The organism is Actinomycetospora chibensis (genome assembly GCF_028737215.1).
Lineage (GTDB): Bacteria > Actinomycetota > Actinomycetes > Mycobacteriales > Pseudonocardiaceae > Actinomycetospora > Actinomycetospora chibensis.
Genome location: NZ_JAQZAM010000017.1, coordinates 102,500 through 113,766, shown reverse-complemented (window position 1 = coordinate 113,766; position 11,267 = coordinate 102,500). Strand labels below are relative to the sequence as shown.

The 11,267-nt window shown below is 73.7% G+C and carries 15 protein-coding genes; 8 read left to right on the top strand and 7 right to left on the bottom strand.

Annotated elements, in window-relative coordinates; genetic code table 11:
* Nucleotides 1–73 precede the first annotated feature (73 nt).
* Entirely contained in the window at nucleotides 74–418 is a 345-nt protein-coding gene (locus tag PH189_RS23885) for a PadR family transcriptional regulator (protein ID WP_274191333.1), read from the bottom strand.
* Between the two features lie 113 nt (nucleotides 419–531).
* Between PH189_RS23885 and PH189_RS23880 the strand changes: the two genes are divergently transcribed.
* The 4 genes from PH189_RS23880 to PH189_RS23865 all read left to right on the top strand — a co-directional run bounded on the left by PH189_RS23880 (nucleotide 532) and on the right by PH189_RS23865 (nucleotide 2,823).
* Complete coding sequence (locus PH189_RS23880; RefSeq protein ID WP_337994186.1) at nucleotides 532–1,026, top strand: YbaK/EbsC family protein; 495 nt, start codon at nucleotides 532–534, stop codon at nucleotides 1,024–1,026.
* 96 nt (nucleotides 1,027–1,122) lie between these two features.
* A complete protein-coding gene (locus PH189_RS23875; RefSeq protein WP_274191332.1) occupies nucleotides 1,123–1,854 on the top strand; it encodes an SDR family oxidoreductase in 732 nt (243 codons plus the stop codon).
* A gap of 53 nt (nucleotides 1,855–1,907) precedes the next feature.
* Nucleotides 1,908–2,504: a TetR-like C-terminal domain-containing protein gene (locus PH189_RS23870; RefSeq protein ID WP_274191331.1), complete on the top strand. Its 597-nt coding sequence runs from the start codon at nucleotides 1,908–1,910 to the stop codon at nucleotides 2,502–2,504.
* 139 nt (nucleotides 2,505–2,643) lie between these two features.
* Nucleotides 2,644–2,823, top strand: coding sequence for a hypothetical protein (locus tag PH189_RS23865; protein ID WP_274191330.1), 180 nt, complete (start codon nucleotides 2,644–2,646; stop codon nucleotides 2,821–2,823).
* Between the two features lie 92 nt (nucleotides 2,824–2,915).
* Here PH189_RS23865 and PH189_RS23860 read toward each other — a convergent pair whose 3' ends face one another.
* Nucleotides 2,916–4,691 carry an ABC transporter ATP-binding protein gene (locus tag PH189_RS23860; RefSeq protein WP_274191329.1) on the bottom strand — a complete coding sequence of 592 codons (1,776 nt, stop codon included), beginning with the start codon at nucleotides 4,689–4,691 and terminating at the stop codon, nucleotides 2,916–2,918.
* 79 nt (nucleotides 4,692–4,770) lie between these two features.
* Here PH189_RS23860 and PH189_RS23855 point away from each other — a divergent pair, with 79 nt between their 5' ends.
* On the top strand, nucleotides 4,771–5,202 hold the full coding sequence (locus tag PH189_RS23855) for a MarR family winged helix-turn-helix transcriptional regulator (protein ID WP_274191328.1): 432 nt from the start codon (nucleotides 4,771–4,773) through the stop codon (nucleotides 5,200–5,202).
* A 117-nt stretch (nucleotides 5,203–5,319) separates the two neighbouring features.
* Here PH189_RS23855 and PH189_RS23850 read toward each other — a convergent pair whose 3' ends face one another.
* A complete protein-coding gene (locus tag PH189_RS23850; RefSeq protein WP_274191327.1) occupies nucleotides 5,320–6,192 on the bottom strand; it encodes an alpha/beta fold hydrolase in 873 nt (290 codons plus the stop codon).
* A 124-nt stretch (nucleotides 6,193–6,316) separates the two neighbouring features.
* On the opposite strand from PH189_RS23850, the gene PH189_RS23845 reads away from it, so the two are divergent.
* The gene (locus PH189_RS23845; protein ID WP_274191326.1) at nucleotides 6,317–7,507 is read left to right on the top strand and encodes an acyl-CoA dehydrogenase family protein; all 1,191 of its coding nucleotides are present in this window, start codon (nucleotides 6,317–6,319) and stop codon (nucleotides 7,505–7,507) included.
* 43 nt (nucleotides 7,508–7,550) lie between these two features.
* Here the strand turns inward: PH189_RS23845 and PH189_RS23840 are convergent, their stop codons facing one another.
* Entirely contained in the window at nucleotides 7,551–8,012 is a 462-nt protein-coding gene (locus tag PH189_RS23840) for a MarR family winged helix-turn-helix transcriptional regulator (protein ID WP_274191325.1), read from the bottom strand.
* A gap of 65 nt (nucleotides 8,013–8,077) precedes the next feature.
* Here PH189_RS23840 and PH189_RS23835 point away from each other — a divergent pair, with 65 nt between their 5' ends.
* Together PH189_RS23835 and PH189_RS23830 are read left to right on the top strand one after the other, a co-directional pair.
* A complete protein-coding gene (locus tag PH189_RS23835; RefSeq protein WP_274191324.1) occupies nucleotides 8,078–8,491 on the top strand; it encodes a DUF5313 family protein in 414 nt (137 codons plus the stop codon).
* A 38-nt stretch (nucleotides 8,492–8,529) separates the two neighbouring features.
* The gene (locus tag PH189_RS23830) at nucleotides 8,530–8,967 is read left to right on the top strand and encodes a DUF5709 domain-containing protein (RefSeq protein WP_274191323.1); all 438 of its coding nucleotides are present in this window, start codon (nucleotides 8,530–8,532) and stop codon (nucleotides 8,965–8,967) included.
* Nucleotides 8,968–9,105: 138 nt separating this feature from the next.
* Here the strand turns inward: PH189_RS23830 and PH189_RS23825 are convergent, their stop codons facing one another.
* The 3 genes from PH189_RS23825 to PH189_RS23815 all read right to left on the bottom strand — a co-directional run bounded on the left by PH189_RS23825 (nucleotide 9,106) and on the right by PH189_RS23815 (nucleotide 11,226).
* The gene (locus PH189_RS23825) at nucleotides 9,106–9,747 is read right to left on the bottom strand and encodes a polysaccharide deacetylase family protein (RefSeq protein ID WP_274191322.1); all 642 of its coding nucleotides are present in this window, start codon (nucleotides 9,745–9,747) and stop codon (nucleotides 9,106–9,108) included.
* A gap of 89 nt (nucleotides 9,748–9,836) precedes the next feature.
* Nucleotides 9,837–10,646: an enoyl-CoA hydratase/isomerase family protein gene (locus tag PH189_RS23820; protein ID WP_274191321.1), complete on the bottom strand. Its 810-nt coding sequence runs from the start codon at nucleotides 10,644–10,646 to the stop codon at nucleotides 9,837–9,839.
* Between the two features lie 16 nt (nucleotides 10,647–10,662).
* Nucleotides 10,663–11,226: a TIGR03086 family metal-binding protein gene (locus PH189_RS23815; RefSeq protein WP_274191320.1), complete on the bottom strand. Its 564-nt coding sequence runs from the start codon at nucleotides 11,224–11,226 to the stop codon at nucleotides 10,663–10,665.
* Between the last annotated feature and the right edge of the window lie 41 nt (nucleotides 11,227–11,267).

The window sequence follows — 11,267 nt, the reverse complement described above, 5'->3', positions numbered from 1 at the left end:
CCGTTCGCTCATGTGTTCGATTCTAGAGCCGACCCCCGACACGGAGGGCCCGAACGGGGAAAGACCGCCGAGGTCAGTCCCCCGCCCCGTCGGCCAGCGTGTGCACCGCCTCGGCGAAGGCGTCGGCGGCGCGGAGGCGGGCGGTCAGCGAGCGCCGGCCGGTGTCGGTGAGGCGGTAGCGGCGGGGATCGCGGGACTGGCGGGAGACCAGGCGGTTGCGGGCGAGCCGGTGCAGCGTCGGCACGAGGCGCGAGAGCGGCATGTCGAGGGTGGCGCCGGCCTGATCGCGCAGGCGGTCCGCGATCTCGTCGTGACGTCGCGGGGCGTCGGCCAGCGCGGCGAGGACCAGCGCATCGACCTGGCCCCTGTCCCGGATGCGGGCGCGCGGAGCAGAGGCGCGGCGGCTCGTCGTGGTCATCCAGCAAGGATGGCCCCGCGCGATGATCCGGCAAACGGGGCCGTTGGGCCCAGCTTGGAAGGCCGGACGGTCCATGCGGCGGGTCGTGCGGGCGCCTCGTAGCCTCCGGCGCCGTGAGCAGGCACGACGTGACAGGACGGGAAGCGGTCGAGCGCGCCCTGGAGGCCGCCGGGGCGCCGCGGGAGATCCGGACCTTCGACACCCCGGTCCCCTCGGCGGCGGCCGCCGCGGAGCAGCTGGGCTGCGAGGTCGGCGCGATCGCCAACAGCCTGGTCTTCACCGCCGGGGAGGAGGCCGAGCCGGTCCTCGTGCTCGCGTCCGGCGCGCACCGCGTCGACCCCCGGCGCCTGGCCACCCACCTCGGCGTCGCCAAACGTCGCGTCAAGCGCGCCGACCCCGACACCGTCCTGCGCACGACCGGCCAGCACGTCGGCGGGGTCGCGCCGGTCGGTCACCCGGCACCGCTCCGCTGCTTCGTCGACGTCGCGCTGACCGCCCACCCGACGGTGTGGGCCGGCGCCGGTGACGAGCACTCGATGTTCCCGACCACCGGCGAGGAGCTCGTCGCCCTCACCGGCGGGACGCTGCTCGAGGTCGCGGCCGACTGATCGCCTCCGGCGCACCGCGCCAAGATGTGGACAGCGTGTACTTTTCGTGCTTCTCTGGATATGGGCACAGCGTCCACATCTACACCGGAGGTACCCATGAACGGCACTCGCGTCGCCCTCGTCACCGGGGGTTCGGGCGGGATCGGCCGCGCGGTGGCCGAGCGGCTGGCGGGCGACGGCATGGCCGTCGGCGTCCACTACGCGGGCAACAAGGCCCGGGCCGAGGCGGTCGTCAGCGCCATCGAGAGGGCCGGTGGGCGGGCGATCGCCGTCGGCGGCGACGTCGCGGAGCCCGCGGACATGGACGCCGCGTTCGACGCCGTCGAGGCGGCGTTCGGCGGGATCGACGTCGTCGCCAACACCGCCGGGATCATGGTCCTGGCGCCGATCGCGGAGCTCGATCTCGACGACCTCGACCGCATGCACCGCACCAACATCCGCGGCACCGTCGTCGTCGCCCAGCAGGCCGCCCGCCGGGTCCGCGCCGGCGGCGCGATCGTCGCGTTCTCGACGTCGGTGACGCGCCTGTCGTTCCCCACCTACGGCGGCTACGTCGCCAGCAAGGGCGCCGTCGAGGCCCTCGTCCCGGTGCTCGCCCGCGAGCTGCGCGGCCGCGATGTCACCGTCAACGCGGTGGCGCCCGGCCCGACCGCGACGCCGCTGTTCCTCGACGGCAAGACCGAGGAGCAGGTCGCCGGGCTCGCGAAGGCCGCGCCGCTCGAGCGCCTGGGGCAGCCCGACGACATCGCCGAGGCCGTCGCCTTCCTCGCCGGACCCGCCCGCTGGGTCAACGGCCAGACCCTGTTCGCCAACGGCGGACTCGCCTGAGAGGCCCTGCTCCACGTCCGGGCATGAGCGGGAGATCGCTAGCATCGCCGGTCGTGGACGATCAGCGCCGGCCCCGGGGACGGGGCCGGCGCCCGGCCGACGAGGTGCGCGGCGAGGTGCTGGCCGCCGCGGGCGAGCTCCTGCTCGCCGAGGGCATGGCCGGCTTCACCTTCGAGCGGGTCTCGGCGATCTCGGGCGCGAGCCGGACCACCCTGCACAAGTGGTGGCCGTCGCGGGGCGCGCTCGCCCTCGAGGCCTACTTCCGTTCGGTGCAGAGCACGCTCGCGTTCCCCGACACCGGTGACATCGCCGCCGACCTCACCGACCAGCTCACCGCGTTCGTCCGGCTGATGACGCAGACGCCCGCGGGACGCGTGATCGCGGAGCTGATCGGCTCGGCGCAGACCGACCCCGAGCTCGCCGCGGCCTACCGCGAGCACTACTCCGCGCCGCGCCGGGCGCTCGCCGTCGCGGCGATCGAACAGGCGCGCGACCGCGGCGAGCTCAGGCACGACGTCGACGCCGAAGCGGTGGTCGACCAGCTGTGGGGGGCCTGCTACCACCGGCTGCTGATCCCCGACCAGCCGCTGACCGAGGACCTGGCCCGCACCCTCGTCGCTCAGGTGGTCCGGGGCGTGGCGCGGCGGTGACGAAGGTGACCGCGACGGGAACGGTGGTGCGCAACCAGATGACGAGAACGGCGTACGCTGGATGGCGTCTGGATCGATCCGGTAGCCTCGGTCCCGGTCCAGATGCCGCCCGAACACCGCGCCCCGAACGAAGGTTTCCGTGCCCGCACGCACCACCACCGAATCCGAGGTCGACGCCCTCGACGTCGAGCTCGCCGAGCTGCGTCAGCTCCTCGACCGCCTCGACGGCCTGACCCACCAGGCGCGCACCCGGCTGCGCCGCATCGAGCAGCACCGCAACGGTGTCGACCCCCGGTGGATCGACCGCGCCGCTCGCTGACCCGTCCACAGACCGAGCCCGCCCCGACCAGATCGGGGCGGGCTTTCGCATGTCCGGGGCTCGGGGTTCTCGGGACTCGGGGTTCTCGGGGCTCAGGCCGCGAGCGCCGCGTAGCGCCCCTCGCGATCGACCAGCTCGGCGTGCGTGCCGGTCTCGACGACCCGGCCGTGGTCCAGCACCGCGATCCGGTCGGCGTGCCGCACGGTCGACAGGCGGTGCGCGATGGTCAGCGTGGTGCGGTGGCGGGCGAGGTCGTCGAGCGCGAGCTGCACGGCCCGCTCGGTCTCGGTGTCGAGCGCGCTGGTGGCCTCGTCGAGGACGAGCACCCGCGGGTCGCGCAGGAGCGTGCGGGCGATGGCGATGCGCTGCTTCTCGCCGCCCGAGAAGCGGTGGCCTCGGGCGCCGACCATCGTGTCGTAGCCCTCGGGCAGGGCGGCGACGACGTCGTGGATGCGGGCCGCGCGGGCGGCGGCCTCGATCTCGGCGTCGGTCGCGTCCGGCCTGGCCGCGCGCAGGTTCTCGCGCACGGTGGTGTGCAGGAGATAGGTCTCCTGGCTGACCACCCCGACGACGCCGGCGAGATCGGCCAGCCGCAGGTCGCGCAGGTCGACACCGTCGATGGTGATGCGCCCGGCGTCGGGGTCGTGGAGGCGGGCGACGAGCGCGCCGAGCGTCGTCTTGCCCGACCCGGTCTCCCCCACCAGCGCGAGCGTCGTGCCGGCGGGCACCGTCAGGTCGACGTCGTCGAGGGCGGGTCGATGGCCGCCGGGGTGGGTGAACGTGACGCCCTCGATGCGCAGGTCGCCGCGCACGTCGGTCAGCGACACCGGCTCGTCCGGATCCGCGATGTCCACCGTCAGGTCCTGGTACTCGAAGATCCGGGCGAACAGTGCCAGCGAGCTGGCCACCTGGACGCCGACGTCGAGCAGCCCCGAGAGCGGACGGAAGACGCCGGCCTGCAGCGAGGTGAAGGCGACGAGGGTGCCGATCGAGAGCGCGCCGACGGTCCAGGGCAGGCCCGCGCCGACGTAGATCAGGGCCGGGATGGCCGCGAAGACGACGCCCATCGTGGCCATGCGCCAGCGTCCGGCCAGCTGCGAGCGCAGCTCGAGCTCGGTGAGGCGCGCCGAGGACGACGTGAAGCGTTCGACGAGGGCGGGGCCGGTGCCGAGCGTGCGGTGCAGCGCGGCGGCGTCGACCGACAGGCCCTCCTCGATGGTGACGTTGAGGTCGGCGAGCTCGCGCTGGCGTGCCGCGGTCAGCTCGCGGCGCATGCGCGCGACGCGGCGGCTGACGAGCACCGCCGGCGGCAGCACGACCAGGGTGACGAGCGCGAGCTGCCAGGACAGGGCAACCATGGCGACGGCGGTGGCGACGACCGTCGTGAGGTTGGCGGCGATCGACGTCGCCGTCGAGGTGACGACTGTCTGCATGCCCCCGATGTCGTTGGTGATGCGCGACTGCACCTCGCCGGTGCGGGTGCGCGTGAAGAAGCCGAGCGACTGGCGCTGCAGGTGGGCGAAGACGTCGGTGCGCAGACGGTGCATGACGCGCTGACCGACGCCGGTGGAGATCCAGGTCTGGACGACGCCGAGCGCCGCGGTGACGGCGGCGACGCCGATCATCCCGGCGGCGAGCAGGACGAGCAGGCGCAGGTCGCGCTGCGGGAGCGCCTCGTCGATGACGGCGCGGAGCAGGAACGGCGAGGCCATGGCGACGATCGAGGACGCGACGATGACCACGACGACGACGGCCAGCGGGCGCCGGTCTTGACGGAACAGGCGCGCGACGCGGCGCAGGGAGACCTGGCGCGCCAGCTCGGCGTCCTGGGCACGGGTCTCACGGCTGGGTTCAGGGGGGCGGGGCAAGGGGCGGCTCCTCGGTGGTGGTTTTGTTGAGGTAACCTCAACGTGAGGATACAACAACAACTCGCGAAGGGTATTCCCCGTGGACGACGAGCGCAGCGACGGTCCGGAGCAGGGCTCGCTCGCCGAGGCGTTCTGGCAGGTCGCGCGCCGGCTGCGCCACCAGTCCCGCGAGGCGCTCGCGCCCTGGGGCGTCTCGCCCTCCCAGCTCCGGGCGCTCGGCGTGCTGCTGCGCCATGGCGCGGTGCGATCCGGCGAGCTCGCCGACCACCTGCGCATCGCGCCCCGCTCGGCCACCGAGGTCGTCGACGCGCTCGCCGAGCGCGGCCTGGTCGAGCGCCGACCCGATCCCGAGGACCGGCGGGCGACCCAGGTCGTCGCCACCGAGGCCGGTGCCGAGCTCGGGCGGGCGGTGCAGGCGGCGCGCGCCGTCGAGGCCGATCGCGTGTTCGCGAGCCTCGACGAGGACGACCGCGCCGAGCTCGCCCGCCTCCTGCGCCTGCTCGCGCAGTAGAGGCTCGCCGGTCGGGCCCGACCCGGCGAGCCCGGCTCTCTCCCGTCCCACGACCCTTCGGTTTCCGAAGCATGGCGATGAGAGACAGTCAGCCGCTGAGGTTGCTGACGCCCCCCCTCACGCACCGCCGTCGAGCACGGTCCGGAGCACGACGGCGAACTCGTCCGGCTTGCCGGGCCAGCCGAACTCGCCGTCGAGGAAGCCGCCGTGGTGGCTCGGGAAGACCACGGCCTCCTGGCCGAGGCGCTCGGCGGTGGCCACCGAGGTCCGCGCGGTGAACGTCCCGGCCGTCTCCTCGGCGACGCCGATGACGACGCGGGTCGGCGCCGCCATGAGGGCGTCGACGTCGAGCTCGTAGTCGGTGACGGCGACGGAGCGCGCGGAGAGCAGCGGGTCGTCGCGGGACCCGTCGTCCTCGGTCGGCATGCCGAACATCGCGGGGTCGGGCGCCGGCTGGGCGAAGTACTCGTCGGTGAACTCGCCCTGCCACATCCCCAGGGACATGAAGCCCGCCATGCCGTGGCCCCAGCCCTTCGCCCGGTAGGCGTCGCGGAACTGCTTCGCCGCCCGTTGGGCCGCCTCGGCGTCCGGCAGCACGCCGATGATCGGCGGCTCGTGAGCCACGAGCGTCACGACGTCCTCGGGGTGGGCCGTCACGAGCGCGAGACCGGCGATCGCTCCCCCGCTGCTGCCGAACACGTCGACGGGGCCGGCGCCGAGCTCGGCGATCAGGGCGTGGAGGTCCTCGGCCTGGGTGGCGGGGACGCTGGTGTCGAGGCCGTCTCTCCGGGTGCTGCGGCCGAGCCCGCGGGGGTCGTAGGCGACGACGGTGCGGTCCTCGAAGCGCGCCGCGAGAGCGCGGAAGCCGCTCGCGTCCATCGGCTGGCCGATCATGAGCAGCACCGGGTGCCCGTCGGCCGGCGGCAGCGGGCCGTAGACGTCGTAGGCGATCTCGGCACCCGATGTCGACAGGACGTGCGTCTCCACCACGACTCCTCAGCACTGGAAGTACGAAAAGAGGACTATCTGGTTGTAGCGTAGTGGGACTGATGGGCGCCGCGTCAAGTGAGGTGTCGCCGAGCGCCCGCGCGATCGCGGTGATAGGTCTGCGCCCATGGCGGACGCCCCGAGCACCATCGTCACGACTCCGGAGCAGGAGAAGCTGCGGGGCGAGGTGCGGGAGCTGTGTGCGCGGTTCCCCGATGAGTACTGGCGGGAGCGGGACCGGGCGCGGGAGTACCCGGACGCGTTCGTCGACGCGTTGACCGAGGCGGGGTATCTGGCGGTGCTGATCCCCGCCGAGTACGGCGGCGGCGGGCTCGGGATCACCGAGGGCTCGATCGTGCTCGAGGAGATCAACCGCTCCGGCGGGCACTCGGCGGGCTGCCACGCGCAGATGTACACCATGGGTGCGGTGCTCAAGCACGGCTCGCAGGCCCAGAAGCAGACCTATCTCCCGGCGATCGCGGACGGGACGCTGCGGCTGCAGGCGTTCTCGATCACCGAGCCCGAGGCGGGATCGAACACCACCGACATCGCCACCACCGCCGAGCGTGACGGCGACGAGTATGTGATCTCCGGGCACAAGAACTGGACCAGCCGCATCGAGCAGTCCGACCTCGCTCTGGTGCTCGCCCGCACGACCCCGCGCGCCGACGATCCGGCCGAGCGCACCCGGGGGATCAGCCTGTTCCTGGTCGACCTGCGCGACATCCGCCGCGACCAGCCCGACACGCTGCAGGTCACCCCGGTGCGCACGATGTTCAACTACGCCACCAACGAGGTCCGCTACCACCGCATGCGGGTTCCGGCCTCGGCGCTGATCGGTGAGGAGGGCAAGGGCTTCCGCTACGTGCTCGACGGGTGGAACGCCGAACGCATCCTGCTCGCCGCCGAAGCCGTCGGCGACGGCTACTGGTTCATCGCCCGCGCCACCGCCTACGCCAACAACCGCGAGGTGTTCGGGCGCCCGATCGGGGCGAACCAGGGCGTCCAGTTCCCCCTCGCCCGCGCCTACGGCCAGGTCACCGCCGCGGACCTGATGCGCTACCGGGCGGCGGCGCTGTTCGACGCCGGCGAGAAGTGCGGCGAGCAGGCCAACCTCGCCAAGCTGCTGGCCAGTGAGGCCAGCTGGCAGGCCGCGAACGCGTGCCTGGACACCCACGGCGGCTACGGGTTCGTCGACACCTGGGACGTGGAACGCAAGTTCCGCGAGACCCGGCTCTACCAGGTGGCGCCGGTGAACAACAACCTCGTGCTCGCCTACCTCGGCCAGCACGTCCTCGGCCTCCCGCGGTCGTACTAGACACCCACCGGGTCCTCGCCGACCAGGGCACCGGGCACGACGGCTAGCGCTGCTGGGCGCGCCGGGCCGCGGCGATGACCTCGGTGAGGGCGCCGTGCAGGTCACGCAGCTCACCGAGCTCCATGTCGAGGCGCTCGACGACGGCCGGCGGGATCTGCTCGGCCTGCGCGCGCAGCGCGACACCCGCCGGGGTCAGGCGCACGGCCAGCGAGCGCTCGTCGCCCGGGTCGCGCTCGCGAGTGAGGTAGCCGGCGGCCTCGAGGCGCTTGAGCAGCGGCGAGAGCGTGCCGGGGTCGAGCTCGAGGCGGTGGCTGAGCTCCGTCACCGACAGCGGTGCGTCCTGCCAGAGCGCGAGCATCACGAGGTACTGCGGGTGCGTGAGGTTCATCGGCTCGAGCAGCGGCCGGTACACCGAGATCACGGTGCGGGCCGCGACCGCGAGCGCGAAGCAGACCTGGTTCTCGAGGGCCAGGGGATCGAGCTCCTCCAGTGCGGTGTCGCCCATCCCACGTCTCCTCGTCGCCGGTTCGTGGTCATAATACTGGTGTGCAAACCATTGGTGCACCAACGATGGAGACCGATGTGACCGTCCGCCGCCCGAACCCCCTGCAGTGGCTCTGGTACGCCTTCGGCGGGTCGTTGCCGGCGCGGTACGCGCCGTGGGTGCTGCGTGACACCACCTGCCGCACGTGGTGGCTGCGCCACGTCCTGCGCGCGGTCGTGCAGATCGCCCCGTTCGTCATCGCGATCGTCGTCTTCGTCCCCGGCCCACTCTGGCTGCGCCTCATGTGCTCCCTCGGCGGGGCGATCATGGGTCTGATCTTCTCGATCAGCTACCTGCACGAGACCGCCGAGCACCGCCTGGTCAAGGCGGGCTACCCGGTGGGCACCGGCCCCGCGACGCGCGCCGAGCGCACGGCCGAGAAGGACGCCGCGGCGGCCGATCGCTACGCCGCCCGGTACCGGACCCCGCCCGGCGACTGACGGGCCACGGACATCTGAGCCACGGGCACACTGGGCACGTGACCACACCCGAGACCCCCGACGGGGACGACCCCGACACCGACGACGACACCGTCTTCGAGCAGCTCGACGAGGCCGAGTCCCTCGACAACCCCGACCTCGACGACCCGCTCGACGAGGGCGTCTCCCCGAACGAGCAGCCCTGGGGCACCACCGCCTGGGGCGTCACGCCCGAGGAGGAGGAAGAGGGCGAGCCGCTGGCCGACCGCCTGCGCCGCGAGGTGCCCGACGACGAGGACACCGACGACGGGGACGGCCTCGGCGACGAGTCCGACACCGACGGCGAGCTCCGCGACGACGAGGTCGGCGACGAGCGCTCCGGGCGGCTCGTCCTGAGCGAGGACGGCGAGGACTTCTTCGCCGAGGACGTCGGCGTCGACGGTGCCGGGGCGAGCGCCGAGGAGGCCGCGATCCACCTGGTGGACGACGACCGCTGACGATCGACCGCCGGCGCGCGCCCCTCGGCCAGCCGGATCGCGCTCGACAGGCCGATCACCCCGGCGCCCACCACCACGACGTCGCTCATGGTCGACATGAGGGGCCCACCCGGCGACACCGGGCTCGGACGAATCCGATCACCGCGCGAGCTCCGAGAGCGTCACCGCCGCCAGCCCGCGTCGCCCGGTCCGCGCGAGCAGGGCGTCGACGGTGCCGGCGACCGCCCCGCGTCCCGGGCCCTCGTGCAGGACCACGACGGCGCCGCGTCGGACGACCGCGTCCAGCCACCGCGCGGTCCCCGCCGTGCCGGCGCCGGCCCCGGCGACCGCCACCGCGCTGCCGAGCACGGCGTGCAGGCCCTCCTCCTCCGCGATCGCGAGGTGCTCCCCCGTCGGCCACCCGGAGCCCGGCCGGAACCACCGCACCGGGGCGTGCGCCTCCAGCGTCCGCTGCGAACGCCGCAGCGAGTCCCGGAACGCCTGGTGCTCCAGGCGCCAGCTCGGCTCGTCCCGCCAGGTGTGGTTCCCGAGCTCGTGGCCCTCGCCCACGAGGCGGGCGACGAGGTCGGGGTGGCGCTCGGCCCGCTCGCCGAGGACGAAGAACGTCGCGTGGGCGCCCCGCCGTGCGAGCACGTCCAGCAGTGCCGGGGTGGTCGACGGGTCGGGCCCGTCGTCGATCGTCAGGGCGAAGTGCCGCGCCCGCGTCGGGACGGCGAAGCGCACCCGACCGCGCAGGACAGGGCCGAGCGCACGTGCGACCACACGGGCGAAAGGAGCCACGGGTTGATCCAACTCCTGCGGGACCGGGAGTACCGTGAAGGGGTACGTCGAGCCGTTGCGGGGCTGAGCCCGCCCGCAGAGCACGCCCCTCACTCGCCCCGGAAGGTCGCCTTCCCGTGGCCCTGCTCGACGAACGACGCCATCGCGTTCTGCAGGTCGGCGGTGGCGAACAGCTGCCCCGCGGCGCCCGGCGTCACGCGGTGGGCCGCCTCGAGGCCGCCCTCGGCGAGGTGGCGCAGGATCTCCTTGGTGGCCGCGTGCGCCCTCGTCGGGCCGGCGGCCAGCGAGGCCGCGAGCTCCCGGGCGGCGTCGTCGAAGCCCTCCGCGGGCAGGAGACGGTCGACCACACCCCAGCGCTCGAGCTCCTCGGCGCCGAAGCGCCCGCCGGTCATCACCAGCAGGCGCGCGCGTCCCGGGCCGGCGCGCTCGGCCAGGCGCTGCGTACCGCCCATCGCCGGGGTCAGGCCGACGGTCGCCTCGATCAGCCCGAACGAGGCGCGCGGGCTCGCGACGATGAGGTCGCACGCCAGGGCCACCTCGAACGCCCAGGTCAGCGTCAGCCCGTGCGCGGCGAAGACCGTCGGGAACGGCAGCCGGTGGATCCGCCGGCCGAGGTCGACGAGCTCGTCGAAGTAGCGGGTCCCGCGGTCGACGTCGCCGGCCTGCGCCATGGGGTGGAAGATCTGCTTGACGTCGACGCCGCCGCTGACGACCTTGCCCTCGGCGCGCACCAGCGCCGCCCGCGGCCGTACACGCTCCAGCTCGGCGACGGCATCGCGCAGCGCCTCGTGCAGGGCCTGGTCGTAGAGGTTGAGCGGCGGGTGGTCGACGGTCACGAGGGCCAGGCCTGCGGCATCGTCGGTCGTGTCCACGTCGACCGTCACGGGGCGGGTCGTCATGACCGGAGAACCTGCCCTACACGCGGCGGCCGAGCAGCGCGAGCAGCTCGTCGCGGGCCGTGGGGCCGGTGGGCGGCACCGGCTCGCCCCACAGACCCGCGCCGGTGAGCATGATCGGGTCGCTGCGGATGTAGGCCAGCGCGCGGTCGACGCCGACCTCGTCCAGCGTCTCGTGGAGCCCCGCCCCGCGGGCGAGGTCCCACTCGTGCACGGTCAGGTCGAGCAGCATCTGCTCGGCGTACTCCCCGACCGGGAGCCACCCGAACGACGTGTGCACCTGCGCGGCGTGCCCCTCGGTGGCGGTCCACAGCGGCCGCGACCGGGCGACGGCGCGCCACCACGCCGCGGGCGGGTCGCCCTGGAGCAGGTCGCCCGCGTACCGGTCGCCGACCTCGTCCATGGGCGTCCCGGCCAGGACGTGCGGCGCCCAGAGGTGCTCGAAGCACAGGTGGGAGACGAGATCGCGGACCGACCATGCGCTGCACGGCGTCGGGGCGTCCCATCCCGTGGGATCGACAGCACGGACCCGGATCGTGAACCGGTCGATGGCGGCGGGCACCAGTGCACGGGGATCGGCCATGGGCACGACCCTCCTCGCCGGCACCCGCGTCTGGGAAGCTC